11 protein-coding genes are annotated in these 14,743 nt (G+C 43.3%); 2 read left to right on the top strand and 9 right to left on the bottom strand.

Features of this window, described 5'->3' with window-relative positions:
* Positions 1 to 26 precede the first annotated feature (26 nt).
* From hypF to asnS, 7 genes are all read right to left on the bottom strand, one after another.
* Entirely contained in the window at positions 27 to 2,423 is a 2,397-nt protein-coding gene (gene hypF / locus L2730_RS16250; RefSeq protein WP_248975549.1) for a carbamoyltransferase HypF, read from the bottom strand.
* Positions 2,423 to 4,195, bottom strand: coding sequence for a Kae1-like domain-containing protein (locus L2730_RS16255; RefSeq protein ID WP_248975550.1), 1,773 nt, complete (start codon positions 4,193 to 4,195; stop codon positions 2,423 to 2,425). Before L2730_RS16255 ends, hypF begins: the two co-directional genes overlap by 1 nt.
* Positions 4,182 to 4,739, bottom strand: a complete 558-nt coding sequence (locus L2730_RS16260) for a HyaD/HybD family hydrogenase maturation endopeptidase (RefSeq protein ID WP_248975551.1) — start codon at positions 4,737 to 4,739, stop codon at positions 4,182 to 4,184. The genes L2730_RS16255 and L2730_RS16260 overlap by 14 nt, the downstream gene beginning before the upstream one ends.
* A gap of 9 nt (positions 4,740 to 4,748) precedes the next feature.
* Entirely contained in the window at positions 4,749 to 5,417 is a 669-nt protein-coding gene (gene cybH, locus L2730_RS16265; RefSeq protein ID WP_248975552.1) for a Ni/Fe-hydrogenase, b-type cytochrome subunit, read from the bottom strand.
* A gap of 14 nt (positions 5,418 to 5,431) precedes the next feature.
* Positions 5,432 to 7,135 (bottom strand): nickel-dependent hydrogenase large subunit, encoded by a 1,704-nt coding sequence (gene hyaB, locus L2730_RS16270; RefSeq protein WP_248975553.1) that lies wholly within the window; start codon positions 7,133 to 7,135, stop codon positions 5,432 to 5,434.
* Between the two features lie 2 nt (positions 7,136 to 7,137).
* Positions 7,138 to 8,274: a nickel-dependent hydrogenase small subunit gene (hyaA, locus tag L2730_RS16275; RefSeq protein WP_248975554.1), complete on the bottom strand. Its 1,137-nt coding sequence runs from the start codon at positions 8,272 to 8,274 to the stop codon at positions 7,138 to 7,140.
* Between the two features lie 469 nt (positions 8,275 to 8,743).
* Entirely contained in the window at positions 8,744 to 10,144 is a 1,401-nt protein-coding gene (gene asnS / locus L2730_RS16280) for an asparagine--tRNA ligase (RefSeq protein ID WP_248975555.1), read from the bottom strand.
* A gap of 152 nt (positions 10,145 to 10,296) precedes the next feature.
* On the opposite strand from asnS, the gene L2730_RS16285 reads away from it, so the two are divergent.
* Complete coding sequence (locus L2730_RS16285; RefSeq protein ID WP_248975556.1) at positions 10,297 to 10,632, top strand: hypothetical protein; 336 nt, start codon at positions 10,297 to 10,299, stop codon at positions 10,630 to 10,632.
* Positions 10,633 to 10,725: 93 nt separating this feature from the next.
* Here the strand turns inward: L2730_RS16285 and L2730_RS16290 are convergent, their stop codons facing one another.
* Positions 10,726 to 11,328, bottom strand: coding sequence for a CoA pyrophosphatase (locus L2730_RS16290; protein ID WP_248975557.1), 603 nt, complete (start codon positions 11,326 to 11,328; stop codon positions 10,726 to 10,728).
* A 4-nt stretch (positions 11,329 to 11,332) separates the two neighbouring features.
* Entirely contained in the window at positions 11,333 to 12,832 is a 1,500-nt protein-coding gene (gene pabB, locus L2730_RS16295) for an aminodeoxychorismate synthase component I (RefSeq protein WP_248975558.1), read from the bottom strand.
* 178 nt (positions 12,833 to 13,010) lie between these two features.
* On the opposite strand from pabB, the gene L2730_RS16300 reads away from it, so the two are divergent.
* A complete protein-coding gene (locus L2730_RS16300; RefSeq protein ID WP_248975559.1) occupies positions 13,011 to 14,531 on the top strand; it encodes a fumarate hydratase in 1,521 nt (506 codons plus the stop codon).
* Positions 14,532 to 14,743 lie beyond the last annotated feature (212 nt).

The raw sequence follows: 14,743 nt of genomic DNA on the forward strand, positions 1-14,743 counted from the left end.
AAATAGGTTTCAAAAGGCGATAGGGGTCACATTTGTGGTGGTGGGTTACAAATGTTATCGATAGTGATTTCAATATTGTTATTGATTGCAAACCATGCTTGCCCAAGGGCAATACCTGCGTCATTTATAGGCACCAATTTTGGCTGCATGATTTTGTTTGCTTGAGCAGTAAGCAGTTTCTCGCATCGCTCAGAAAGGTAACGGTTTTGAAATACCCCCCCAGTTAGCACAATGGGAGTCGATTTAAAGTCTAAGGCAACATCACATATCATGTTTGCGATACAATCCATAAAGGCTCGTGCGATTAAATTAACTCTGGTTGATGTTAGTGGTACTTTTTTAATTTCAGTAAGGATCTGCTCAATAAGTTCAATAGTTTGCCATTGGTTGTTCTTGGTTAAATGCAGTTTAAAGTAGCAGTGACCTTCACCATCATTGTCGTGTAAATTGCACTTTACTTTCCCTGCAGAAATATTCATATCATGTTGATTAGCAACGCTGTTAGCAGCCGTTTCGAGGAGTATTCCTGCTTGCCCTTCATATTGGATAATATCAACAAGGTTAAGCATCACGGCAACAACATCAAATAGCCTGCCAATAGAGCTAGTCTGGCTTTTAGGTGATGTTTTATGCCAGACCTTACACAGATTGCTTAAATGAATGCTACTTAGATTAGAGATGGCTGGTAATTGCATTGCAGCAATCTCTTCTGGTGAATATTTTTCAAGTAAAATCGAAATAAGTAACCTTGCAGGTTGCTTAATCGCTTGTTCTCCACCGATGAGTTTAAAGGGACTTAAATGAGCGATACGCTCGTACTTATGGGCATCAGCAAGCAATACTTCACCGCCCCACAGGGTGTGATCATCACCTAAACCTGTACCGTCAAATGTGAAAGCGAGAACTTGTTCGGTTGTTTTATTTTCGGCTAATACACTTAGCACATGAGCATAGTGGTGCTGGACCTCTGTTTTCTGCGTAGACTCTTCATTAGCAGCCCACTGGCTAGTAAAGTAATTCGGGTGCTTGTCATGCACTAATGCCTTTGCTTCGAAGTGGTATAGCCGAGAGAAAGTATTCAATGTATCGTGAAAATAGCGCTCAGCTTCGATGGATACCAGATCGCCTATGTGGGGGCTTAAAAATAGATTATGCCCGAAAGCAAAACAAAGCGTGTTTTTCTGTTGCGCACCTAAGCCGAGTGTGGGCTTTTCGATTTGCTGTGAGCTATAGATAGTTAGTGGCGCATATCCGCGGGCTAGCCTTAAGATCTGCAGCCTGTTATTTATCACTTGAACGACGCTGTCATCACATCCATTTAGAATAGGGCGATTATGATCTAAAATATGGTCAACAATATGTCCGAGCTTGCTCACTATATCTTCACTAGCTGTAATGATCGGCTCACCCGAAAGGTTGGCACTGGTCATGACTAATGGCCGTGCAATTAGCTCCATTAACATCTGATGTAAGGGGGTATAAGGTAAAAAGAGCCCGAGCCTGTCGATTTCAGGAGCGATCATATTGCTGATCTTTAACTCAGGCTCTTGCCTTTTTTGCATAACGATAATAGGTCGCTCATTGCCGGCTAGTGTTTGCCATTCAGTATTATTGCCGGTTACGAGTTTCCTCGCGACTTGACTGTTTTGCACCATGATAGCTAAAGGCTTTGCTGGGCGATTCTTACGCTGACGTAATGCCTTCACACTTTCGTGGTTAGTGGCGTCGCAGACTAAATGAAAGCCGCCAAGCCCTTTTATTGCAAGGATTTCACCTGACCTTAATGCTTCGACTGCCTGTAGTAGTGGCTCCGATTGACTGCTCGTTATGCTCAAATCTGGATTGCGAAAGCTCAATTTAGGTCCGCAGTTTGGGCAACTAACTGGCTGTGCATGGTAACGTCTATTTAGTGGATCTTGATATTCACTTTCGCAGGTAGAACACATGGTAAAAGTTGCCATGCTTGTGTTGAACCTGTCGTAAGGTAAGTTGTTTATGATGGTGTATCTAGGACCACAATTTGTACAGTTGGTGAACGGGTATCTAAAATAGCGAGAATTTGGGTTACTTATATCAGCGAAGCAATCCGCACAGGTACATTTATCTGCAGATACTGCGACTATCGCATCAGCATTATTTTGGCTATGGATGATACGAAACGGTTCTGGAGTCGTTACCACCGGCATCAGTTTAGTCTCGAAACTGTCGATGCGAGCCAAAGGTGGGGGAGAAGCTAGCAGTAACTTAAACTGGTCAATGATACGTTCACTGGCTTGAGCTTCTATAGTTACCCCTTCACTGTTGTTAAGCACACTGCCACTAAGAGCAAGTTCATGTGCTAAACGGTAAACAAACGGCCTAAAACCGACACCTTGAACGATGCCGGTAATTTTGATCTCTACTCGGGTTAGTGCCAATGTCATTAATGTCTTCGCTGTTTTAAAAACAGAGAGCCAACTGCAATGTTTAGCCCTTCTAAGTCCATTTGAGGATTTGGATTCAAATCAAAGTTTTTACCTAAGCGTAAGGCTATTCTTCTGCCTAAAAGCTCATTATCAAAACTACTGCCAGCAAGAACGACAGATTTTATTGAGATGTTTTGATCTAAATGTTCAATCCAGTTGCAGATAAAGTCTGCCAGTGAATCGTGCATACCAAACGCTATTTTTTCAATATTGCCTTCTTCTGCAAGCCTAAAACTTATGATGCTGCCCAGTGTTTTACACCAGTTTAGACTTCTATATGCTTCTCCACGAGTAAGCGGAAAGTCGATACGTGGCGCATTGCTGCCTTTGTGCCGCATCGCATTGGCTATTACAAAATCATTAAGCTGTATTTTGTCCAGGCGAAGATTTTTTTCTGTCGTGGCGGCGCCCAACAAAATAGCAGCAATAGCCCATAGTGATTGGATATTATTGGTGGGGCCGACAAGTTTTAACTCTAGCAGCGCCAAATAATCCTCTGGATAGAGGGTTTTAAATTTTTCAAAGAGAATTTTTTGAGGCGATGAGTCTATCTGATGTACGATCTCATAACCATTATTCGGCAAGTTTGGAAACTCAAAGAATAATTCAATTTTTTGCTTAGAATCCATAGTCACTATGCGGCTTTTATTGGTGTTACTTAAATAAAGGACGGCGCAGTTTTTAGCTTTTTTAGTGGCAAGATTTGCAGAGTACAAAGCACAAGTCGCTGCATCATCTTGAGTTGAATGCTCAGTTACCCCTTGGTCTTCAGCATCAAGAAGAGTCGTACCACACACTTCAATATGATCTTTTACCCAGTGGGCCTCATATCGGCCAAGGTGTACATCATCATGCAGTGGCACAACATTTGATTGGTAAGTTAACGTCGAATTTTCAACCGCTGTTTCTTGCAGTGGCACCCACTGAGAGCTGACTAATGCAAAATGAGGATTGTCAGTATGGTCGATATAGATCCAATCAATACCACGTTGTCGAAGTAGTTCACATACAACCATCAGTAATCGAGAGTTAGCAAAACATAGAGAGTAGAGAGGATCTGTCAGCCTCGGATGGCTATCGATAGGGCGACAACAGATCAGAGGCTTTTCGATACTTGATAGGGCATGAACTTGCTGCTCTGTCACTATAAAGTGCGCATTAAGTTTATTTGGATTACAGATCACCAGTTTTTGTCTTATGTTGGTCTGTTCTGCATTATTGGGCTGATAGCTTAATTTTATGCCCTGCTTGTTACCAATTGAAGGCAGTTCGATAAAGCCCTGCTTTTCAAGTTTATCTAACAGTCGCCTCACTTCATCTAGGCTGGTTGTTTGATGTTGTTCAGCGATGCGCTTATCTGCTTGGCAGCATGGACAAATATAGTCTAGACGGCCAAAGTGCTTGGCTTGATTGTCTCCAAAGTAGGGCTGACATTGTTGGCAGTATTCTTGTGTTAATGGTGAGTGCTGTAATAATTTAACATCACCTTTGGGAGCGTCTATCAGGGTAATATTTGGTTTGATTAACCAAGATGAAATCAAAAAATCTTCAGCGATGGCATCAGCTAGCCGTTCTAATTCGGGTTGTTCCCCTTTGGCTTCAATAAAGTAGTTGCTACCAGTCTGGCCAATGGTAACGTCATATTGCTCGTTTAAAAGGTATTGATTACAGAGGTGCCCGTAAAAGGGCACCTCGCGCTGACAGTCAAATTCAAATCTAATATTCTTCATCTGAGATTAAACCACGTTTGTAAGAGTCGGGAATGAGCGCATTGATATCGATATTGGCATGTCGTGAGTGTGAGAAGCCAAGGGTTTCAAAATGATTAAGCAAGGTTTTTTCCATTAAGGGTACAGCGGCTTGAATTTGCGGCGTAAGGCCGAGAGTCATAGGTTCAAGCACAGTTGGTGTTATGCCGAGCACAAAGGTTTTAGGTCTGTCACCTACCATTTCCATCATGATTAACGTTTGCAGCATCTCTACTTCGTGAGCGCTACCTTGCCAATCAATTTCAGGGGGCGCGTTATCAAAATCAAAAAAGTAGACCTCACCAGGTTCAACTCCATTTGCGTTTACGGTATCAACAACCAGTAAGTAATCGTATTTACATAAAGTGGGAATAAGCCCTTGCGCAAGGGTGCCACCATCCATCATATCGAGCTGATAATCAGGATGCTGGAAACGGAAATTTTCTTGGATGTAATTGACGAAATGTACGCCGATACCTTCATCGGCGTACAGGACATTGCCAATACCAAGTAGCAATATCTTCATGTTTTCCTTTTATTTCTTCTTATGATAATCGTATCCTGAGACGATAGAGTCCACAGAGTTATGCTTAAATCGGATCCCCGTCCACACCGCCATGTACACATGGATCACAACAAAAATAATGAACACCCATGTGAAATAATGATGCCAAATTCTGACCGGCGCTAATCCGCCCATCATCATAGTGACCCAATTTGCCATACCGCCGATCATGCCTCCTAGCCCCTGATGATATACATTGGCATATAACACGAGACCAGTAACGCAGATAAGGAAGGCGACAACCGAAATTGCAAAGTAAGTCACAAATTGCAATGGACCGTAGACTCCAGCTTTGTCTAAATGTCCCATCCATAAATAGGACTTAAGTTGAGTAACCCAGCTTTTAGGACTTAATACATCCTTAAAGGAGCGTCTCTCAATATCACTCTTACCAAAGAAAAATAGATAAGCCCTTACCAACGTGATGGAAACCAATAGGAAACCAAATATTTGGTGAGCCGCGCGGATATAGCCTTGTACCAAAACATCAGAGCTTTCTGGTGCGACCAAAAATGGCCATGAGATATAAAACCCCGTAATAACCAGGATCAGGATAGCTAATGCTCTTAGCCAGTGAAAAATCCTGATCGCCGCACCAAAAACAAGTTCTCTTTGGTAGGGTGCAGATTGAGTAGCCATGCTAACCCCCTTAACTAGAATCCGTTGGGATCGATTTTAAATTCACCCAAATTCGTACCCTTGTAATCCATCACATGTACGGCACAAGCCATACAAGGATCGAAAGAGTGAATGATTCGAATGACTTCTAAAGGTTTGGTTGGATCTTCGAGTTTCAAGCCAATGAGTGACGCCTCGTAAGGACCCACTTTACCTTGTCCATCAACTGGTCCAGCATTCCACGTTGTTGGTACAACTGCTTGGTAGTTCTCGACCTTGCCGCCCTTTATCCGGATCCAATGACTGAGCATACCCCGAGGAGCCTCAATCATAGCGTGGCCAACATACTCTTTATTGCTATCAATTTCTGGCTTGGTGTAAGTCGATTCATCTGACTGCAAATTGGTCAGTAAGGCATCGAAAGTTTTTAAGCCTTCCTCTGCAACGATTACAGTTTGCAGCATACGTGCGGCGGTGCGGCCTAGAGTTGTAAATAGCGCTTTAATTGGAAGCCCTGTTGCTGTAAGTAGTCCATTGACCGCATCGACAACCACTTGGTTACCACGAGCATAGCTAACTAACAAACAGGCAAGTGGACCCACTTCGACGGGTTCGCCCTGATAACGAGGAGATTTTACCCAGCTATACTTGCCGTCACCATCTACTGTAGGCAGTTTGCCGTAAACGGTATCTCTTTCGACAAAGCCGGTATAGTCGGGAACTGTTGTACCATCATAAGGGTGTTGTGCGCCGTCTGCTTTATACCAAGCGTGAGTCACATCTTCTTTGATTAACTCAGGGTTTAAATCACTCACGCCAGCTAAGTCGCCGTTCATGATCACGCCTTGGTTGAACATGTACTGCCCATCACCCAGTATAAAGTCATCTGTTGCTAGGAAGTTCTTGACGTTAACGCCGCCAAGCACACTAGGCTCAGAGCCAAATGCTTCTGCTGCCATAACGACATCGGCTTTGTACGCACGAATGATAAAATCGTTAACGATGGCATGTTTTTGTTTCCACTCCTGCAAACGGGCAGGGCTTAACATGTCACGTACTGAAGTTACACCGCCCACTACGATTGACTGTGGATGAGGCGACTTACCGCCGAAAATAGCGAGCATCTCTGCCGCAATTCGCTGTACTTCTAGTGCTTTAAGGTAGTGAGATAAGGCTATCAAGTTTTGCTCAGGGGTAAATCGATAAGTGCTATTTCCCCAATATGCATTGGCAAAAGGACCAAGCTTACCAGTTTCAACTAAACCTTTAACACGCTCTTGAACAGCACGTAAATCACCTTCGCCTGCACTAATCGGATTGTCTGTATATTTAAGAGCGACTTGCGCTGCTAGTGCTGGGTCTGCACTCAACGCTGACACAACATCTACCCAATCTAAACCATGCAGGTGGTAGAAATGGACAATATGGTCATGCATGTTTAGCGAAGTTTGCATTAAGCTTCTAAGATACTTAGCGTTGAGTGGGATCTTGACACCAAGTGCATTTTCTACCGCTTCTGTACCACAGCGGTAATGAGAGTAGGTACAAACACCACAGATTCGTTGTACGATTAAACCAACATCCATCGGTGTGCGACCTTTTAAGATCACCTCAATCCCACGCCAAAGAGTAGAAGAGGACCAAGCTTTTTGAATCACATTATTCTCGTCAACCTCTACCTCTACTCGCAGGTGTCCCTCAATACGAGTGATAGGATCGATAACTACACGTTTATTCATGATTATTCCTCTTCAGATTTGGCAAAGACACTGGCAACTGCATGGGCTCCGATGCCGACAGCAGTGGCACCTAAAATGACAGCCCCAATCGTATCGGTGGTGGCGTCTAAGCCGTGTAGTAGTTGTCTACCTAGTGGCTTTTCAAAGTCTGCCATGTCATCCCAAAAATTAGGCTCAGAGCAGCCCATACAGCCATGTCCAGCTAGTACTGGCCAACTAGTGTGATGGTTAAAGCGCTCTGTTGGACAGTTGTTATAGGTATAAGGCCCTTTGCAACCGACTTTATATAAGCAGTAACCATCTTTTGCACCTTGGTCACCAAACTCCTCAACAAACTCACCGGCATCAAAGCGACCACGACGTTCGCAATTGTCATGTACACGCGCGCCATAGGCCCATTTTGGACGGTTAAACATATCTAACGCAGGAAGTTTGCCAAACATAATGAAATACATCAGTGTACCCACAATGTTCTTTTCGCTTGGTGGACAGCCACCTAGGTTAATGACTGGCTTATTAACCACTTCATAAACACCTTTAGCGCCTGTTGGGTTTGGAGAAGCAGCTTGTACGCCACCAAACGCTGCACAGGTTCCGACAGAGATAATTGCTGCAGCGCCTGCAGCAGCTTCTTTAACAATATGGAGACCTGTATGGCCTTTACAGCCAACCGTTAAGTAAGCACCGTTATTTGCAGTAGGGACAGCGCCTTCTACCGCAAGCAAATAATTGCCTTTATAGGTTTCTAATGCGTGCTCTAAGTTCTCTTCTGCTTGCCAACCCGCAGCGGCCATAAGTGTTTCATGATACTCAAGCGAGACATGATCAAAAATTAGTGAATCTAGGTTTGGTGTATCCGTTCTGATCAGTGATTCTGAGCAACCGGTGCATTCTGCCATATGTAACCAAATAAGCGGGACGCGATTAGCAAGCTCTGCGGCTTCTGCTACTAATGTACTAAAAGGCAGTGGGAGGGCGAGCATCGCAGTAACAGATGCACTCCATTTCATAAAGTCTCGACGACTAATGCCATTTTGTACCATCTTGTCTTTCAGTGATTCGCTATGACGAGGTTGCAATTGACGTAATTGCTCCATTCGCGCCACACCTTGCTGATATAGGGCTTCGTGTGTTTCCATGGTTAAACCTTATTATTCTTGAAAGTAATTTGCTCAACATCATCAGTCTAGGCCTCAAAAAGAGTGAAAATATTGATATGCGTCAAGGTTTAATGGAGTTTGAGGAGCAGGTAAGTAGGCAGGTTATGCGTCCTTGAGCTAGATCATTTATTTATAAGGGAAAAGGACAGAATGTCCCTGTAGTAAATCAACCGTGACGGTGGTCACGTTTGCAGCATCTTTTGTAATCTAATTGTTAGAATGATGGTTTACGGTTTGCTAAATAAATGATCGGTTATGTAGTTAAAGTTGTCTGATAATAAATGGCAATCTAAACCCTAACATTCTACTGGTGAATGTTAGGGTTTATTCCGTGAGGACTGTATAAGCGCGGTTACAAAACACAGATAAAGGAGGCAACACTTTAGCTACGGCAAAAAAAAGCCTCTAATAATAGAGGCCTTAATATCTAGCTAATATCAAACAAGCTTTAGAAGTTCGCTGATTTTGGTGCTCTTGGGAATGGGATCACGTCACGGATGTTAGACACACCAGTTACATAAGAAACTAAACGCTCAAACCCTAGACCAAATCCTGCATGAGGCACTGTACCGTAACGACGAAGATCACGATACCACCAGTAATCTTCTTGGCTCAGTTCCATCTCAGCAAGGCGAGCATCAAGCACGTCTAAACGTTCTTCACGCTGTGCACCACCGATGATTTCACCAATACCCGGAGCCAAAACATCCATCGCGGCAACGGTTTTACCATCGTCATTCAAACGCATATAGAATGCTTTGATATCTTTTGGATAGTTCTTAACGACAACGGGTGCTTTGAAGTGCTCTTCAGCAAGGTAACGTTCGTGCTCAGAGTGAAGATCAATACCCCATTCGACATCGTACTCAAACTTCTTACCACAAGCTTTAAGGATTTCGATAGCGTCAGTGTAATCAATCTGTGCAAAATCACTGGTTACAAACGCTTCTAAACGATCAATCGCAGTTTTCTCAACACGCTGGGCAAAGAACTCAAGATCATCACGACGCTCAGCTAATACCGCTCTAAAGCAGTACTTAAGCATATCTTCAGCAAGTTTTGCTGCATCGTCCAAGTCAGCATAAGCCACTTCAGGCTCTACCATCCAGAATTCTGCAAGGTGGCGACTGGTGTTTGAGTTTTCAGCACGGAATGTCGGACCAAATGTGTAAACCTTAGACAGTGCACATGCATAGGTTTCAGCGTTTAGCTGACCTGAAACCGTTAAGAAAGATTCTTTACCGAAAAAGTCTTCGCTGTAATCAACGGCGCCTTTGTCATCACGAGGTAGATTTTCTAAATCCAGCGTTGAAACGCGGAACATCTCACCAGCACCTTCAGTATCTGACGCTGTGATTAGTGGAGTAGACACCCAGATGTAACCCTGTTCATTATAAAAGCGATGAATAGCCTGTGATAAACAGTTACGAACACGGGCAACAGCACCAATAATATTAGTACGCGGGCGAAGGTGTGCTAATTCGCGTAAGTGCTCAATAGAGTGACGCTTAGCAGCCATAGGATAAGTGTCGGGATCTTCTACCCAGCCTGCAACCTCAACGTTGGTTACTTGCATTTCGAAGGCTTGGCCTTTACCAGGTGACTCAACAACTTCACCGGTCATAATGACAGAACAACCCGCAGTAAGCTTTAACACTTCGTTGTCGTAATTCTCTAAATTATTCGGTACTACGCCCTGAATAGGGTCAAAGCATGAACCGTCATAAATAGCGAGGAATGATATCCCGGCCTTAGAATCGCGGCGGGATCTAACCCAGCCACGTACTGTGATTTGCGAACCAATCGCAAAGTCACCTTTAAACACAGAAGCGACAGATGTAATGCTCATTGTTGCTTAGTTCTCCAACGAAACGTTTTAAATATAAAATTTGGTCGTTCATATTACCTTGATACAAGCTTTTCTCAAGTGGAAAGTAAGGTAAGTTGGTCTGGATCTTGGTATTGTTTTTAAAAATAGGGCTAAAACTACGGATGGTATTGATGAAAAAGCTGAAAGTGTTCCAATATTTACTGACCACAATGTCGATTGTCGGTTGGTCATTAGCAATATATGCACTGATGTTATTTGATCAAGCAAGACCAGATACTGCAATTGGTTACCTTCAAAGCAAAGGTGCCGAGGTACGTCTTGAATGGGATCCTGCGCAAACAGTATTACTGGCGGATATAGTTTGGTGGTGTGCTTTGGTCAGTTTTATCAATTTGGGGTTCAACTATTATATTGCTACCCATAGCCGCCTTGGTTGGTGGATCAATATACCTTTACTATTTTTATGCTCTTTAGCTGCAGGTCTCTATATACGTTTTGTGGTCTAAAGCGCTCCCAACATTAGCTTTCTTTGTAAGTCACCAAAGGTAGGGGCAGTGTGTAGAGATTTTGGCTATTTAGAGGAATTGGTTTATGTCGTACTAGAAAAGAGGTTTATCTTGACTAAGGAGTCTGCATAATTGATCTATCATCGCAGCAGTCGCCCCCCAGATGAAATATCGACCGTAAGGAATGAAATGCACTGGATACTCTATACCGCCGCGACTAAAATACTGTATATGGCGATTATTGCTGTTGAGCAAGAATGAAAGTGGGATAGTAAAAAGCTCGTCCACTTCGCCGGGGTCGATAATAGGAGTAAACGGCTGAGAGATAATACTGACAACTGGAGTGATATCAAACCCGGTAAAGGTTTTATGATCATGTAATAACCCAATTACTTCGACATGCTCATTAGGTAAACCAATCTCTTCATGAGCTTCCCTTAAAGCAGTAGCTTCAAAGCTCAGATCAAACTTCTCAACTTTACCTCCTGGAAAACTAATTTGCCCTGGGTGTTGGCGTAGATGACTAGGTCTACGGGTAAGAATGAGTTCAAGCTGATCGTTAAAACTGCTAAGTGCAATTAGTACTGCCGCTTTACGCAACGGTTGTTTTACTTCAAATGGCAGCGAGGAGGGGAAGTGATGTGCCTTGGGTAAGGAGTGGAGATTAAATCTGAGCTTAAAATCCACTAAATCCATTTACTTAAACCCCTTGATTCATATTTGAAAGTACAGGTAGGATTTTACTCACCTTATCAAACGTTTCTTGATATTCAGCCTCTACTTTAGAATCAGCGACAATCCCGCCACCAGCCCAGCAGTAGATAATATTATTATCTTTATCATTTTGTGCCACTAAGGTTCGTATCGTTATACTGGTGTCCATATTTCCATCTTGACTAATGTAACCTATAGAACCACAGTAAAGGCTTCTGCGAGAGGGTTCAAGCTCTTCAATTATTTCCATTGCACGGATCTTGGGTGCACCTGTAATCGACCCACCAGGAAAGCACGATCTTAATAGGTCGCTAGCATTTAAAGATGGCTTCAATGTCGCGGTCACAGTGCTTACAAGGTGATGAACTGCTGGAAAACTTTCGATATCAAAAAGTTTCGGAACAGCGACAGAACCCGCTGTCGCCACTTTACCTATGTCATTTCTAAGTAGATCTACAATCATCAGGTTTTCGGCGCGATCTTTCTCTGAACTAGCAAGTTCAAGCGCTAATTGGTTGTCAACGGCAGGATCGATATCTCTTGGCATTGTCCCTTTAATGGGCTTTGTTTGAACTTGGGCACCTGTTAACGATATAAATCGCTCAGGCGATATCGATAGTACTGCGTGTTTGGGTAGTCTCATGAAAGCTGAAAAGGGTGCCGCATTGCTTTGTCTTAATGTTTGGTAAGCTTGCCACTCATCACCTTCATAGTAACTGCTAAATCTTTGAGTGAGGTTGATTTGGTAGCAATCACCGCTTTGAAGGTATTCTTGTACCTGTGCGAATTTTTGATGATAAAAACTTGCATCAATTTGATTCTTCCATGCAGAGGTTAATTTAAACGGTTCACCAGCCAAATTAGCTTTATTCGGTGCGTGCTTTTTGCTTGTATCTTTGCCTTGTTGTGCAATTAAGCTATCGAGCTGTTCTTTTACCTTGGTTAACGCCTGTTGGCTTTGGTAATGGACTAATGACCAGCATTTTTGCTGGTAATCGTACACTAGCGCCCAATCATAAAAGCCAATATTCATCTTTGGTAACGAAATGTCATTAGCCGCTTTGCTAGGAAGCTTTTCAATGTTACGTGCTAGATCATAACTAAAACTACCCATTGCACCGCCAGAAAAGGGCAGTGAACTCAGTTTAGAAATAGGGAATAGCTCAGACAAGGTTTTGTTTAACAGTTCAAATGGATCATCTAAATATTCTTCAATAATGAACAGCCCATTTTCGGTGCCACTCTGTAGGGAAAACAATGCTTCTCGATTCGATGAACGTGTGATTTTGCTAGATGTATCACTGCTAGTTAATGTCGTGATTGGTGCTGCACAGATCACATCGTACTTTGCATCAATGTGATTAGCGTTGGCAGAATCGAGCAAAATCGCCCAAGGGCAGTCGGAAAAAAAGCTGAAAACGGTTTCAGTGGTCAAATTCCAATCAAGACGCATCGAGAAAACGGATTTAGGCGTCATATTGTTCATCTATTAACCCTATCTAAAATGTGATGTTTAACTCAAAGTCGCGAAAGAGTATCATATTGCTCACACAAGTTATAAAAACAAAACACACAAGCCGTTAAGGCTACTGGAGCGTACATCTTGGTTAATGAACAGGATGTATCGGTTATCAAAATAAGTGTCTGTTAAAAAGGAAGTGTCTGTGAGCAAAGTAGTCCCTGTAATCAAGCAAGCCGATTTAATCGAAAGCGTTGCTGATGCCCTGCAATATATCTCCTATTATCACCCAAAAGATTTCGTTGACTCAATGGCTGATGCCTATGAGCGTGAAGAAAGTGCTGCTGCAAAAGATGCAATTGCACAGATCTTGATCAATTCGCGTATGTCAGCGGAAGGGAAGCGTCCACTGTGCCAAGACACAGGTATTGTGACCTGTTTTGTTAAGATCGGTATGGCTGTCCAATGGGATAAAACTGATTTAACTGTGCAAGAGATGGTTGATGAAGGCGTACGCCGCGCATACACCAATCCTGACAACCCACTTAGAGCATCAATAGTTGCAGATCCTGCTGGTGGCCGTAAAAATACCAAAGACAACACACCGTCAGTTGTGCATGTTGAAATGGTACCTGGGGACCACGTAGAGGTTGCTATTGCAGCTAAAGGCGGCGGCTCAGAAAATAAATCTAAAATGGTGATGCTAAACCCATCAGATGATATTGCCGCTTGGGTTGAGAGAACACTGCCTACTATGGGCGCTGGCTGGTGTCCGCCGGGAATGCTTGGAATAGGCATTGGCGGAACAGCAGAAAAAGCGGCAGTAATGGCAAAAGAGTCATTGATGGACCCTGTTGATATTCACGAGTTACAAGCACGCGGCGCGCAAACAACAGATGAGAAATTACGTCTAGAGATCTTTGACCGCGCTAATAAGTTAGGTATAGGTGCTCAAGGTCTTGGCGGTGTGACTACCGTACTAGATATTAAAATCAAATCAGCACCAACACATGCAGCGTCTAAACCAGTAGTGATGATCCCTAACTGCGCCGCGACGCGTCACGTGCATTTTCATTTAGATGGTACAGGTCCTGCTGACTTAACGCCGCCATCACTTGAAGACTGGCCTGAGATAACATGGGAAGTGGGAGAAAGTGTTCGCCGTGTGAACTTGGATACTGTGACTCAAGAAGAGATGCAGCAGTGGAAGAGCGGCGATACTGTGCTACTTAGCGGTAAAATGCTGACTGGTAGAGACGCAGCTCACAAGCGTATTCAAAGCTTAATTGAAAGTGGCGAGGGGCTACCAGCAGGAGTCGATTTTAAAGGTAAGTTTATTTACTACGTTGGCCCAGTCGATCCTGTTGGCGATGAAGTTGTTGGCCCTGCGGGTCCTACGACAGCGACTCGTATGGATAAGTTTACTGATCTCATGCTAGATAAAACTGGCCTTATGGGCATGATTGGTAAAGCTGAGCGTGGTCCTGCAACCGTTGAGTCTATTAAGAAGCACAAGTCATGTTACTTAATGGCCGTAGGTGGCGCTGCTTATCTTGTGTCTAAGGCGATTAAAAAGTCACGTGTGGTTGCCTTTGAAGACCTTGGTATGGAAGCTATCTACGAGTTTGATGTTAAAGATATGCCAGTTACTGTGGCAGTCGATTCAGAAGGCGTCAATGCTCACGATACCGGTCCAGCTATTTGGAAAATAAAATTGAATAGCTAACTTAAGGTCACTTTATGATAGCCACTTACTCGTATTCGGGAAGATAAAAGTGGCTGCTGAACTTATCCTTTTATGAGTTTCACTTAAACACTCTTAAATTAGACTGCTAAAGTTTAGAAACAAATTGAATGGCTTAAACGTATTGCTTAAGCCATTTATTTTGGATAGTGTGCTGTATCGCTTCAGGGATAAAGATACCGATTAGCCTCGGT

It is taken from the genome of Shewanella kaireitica (genome assembly GCF_023284045.1).
Classification (GTDB): domain Bacteria; phylum Pseudomonadota; class Gammaproteobacteria; order Enterobacterales; family Shewanellaceae; genus Shewanella; species Shewanella kaireitica.

Bases quoted from the DNA above. Each gene is read 5' to 3' on its own strand.
- L2730_RS16290 (WP_248975557.1), bottom strand. From the start codon at position 11,328: ATGGATTTAGTGGATTTTAAGCTCAGATTTAATCTCCACTCCTTACCC.
- pabB (WP_248975558.1), bottom strand. From the start codon at position 12,832: ATGAACAATATGACGCCTAAATCCGTTTTCTCGATGCGTCTTGATTGG.
- L2730_RS16260 (WP_248975551.1), bottom strand. From the start codon at position 4,739: ATGAAGATATTGCTACTTGGTATTGGCAATGTCCTGTACGCCGATGAA.
- cybH (WP_248975552.1), bottom strand. From the start codon at position 5,417: ATGGCTACTCAATCTGCACCCTACCAAAGAGAACTTGTTTTTGGTGCG.
- asnS (WP_248975555.1), bottom strand. From the start codon at position 10,144: ATGAGCATTACATCTGTCGCTTCTGTGTTTAAAGGTGACTTTGCGATT.
- L2730_RS16255 (WP_248975550.1), bottom strand. From the start codon at position 4,195: ATGAAGAATATTAGATTTGAATTTGACTGTCAGCGCGAGGTGCCCTTT.
- hypF (WP_248975549.1), bottom strand. From the start codon at position 2,423: ATGACATTGGCACTAACCCGAGTAGAGATCAAAATTACCGGCATCGTT.
- hyaB (WP_248975553.1), bottom strand. From the start codon at position 7,135: ATGAATAAACGTGTAGTTATCGATCCTATCACTCGTATTGAGGGACAC.
- L2730_RS16285 (WP_248975556.1), top strand. From the start codon at position 10,297: ATGAAAAAGCTGAAAGTGTTCCAATATTTACTGACCACAATGTCGATT.
- hyaA (WP_248975554.1), bottom strand. From the start codon at position 8,274: ATGGAAACACACGAAGCCCTATATCAGCAAGGTGTGGCGCGAATGGAG.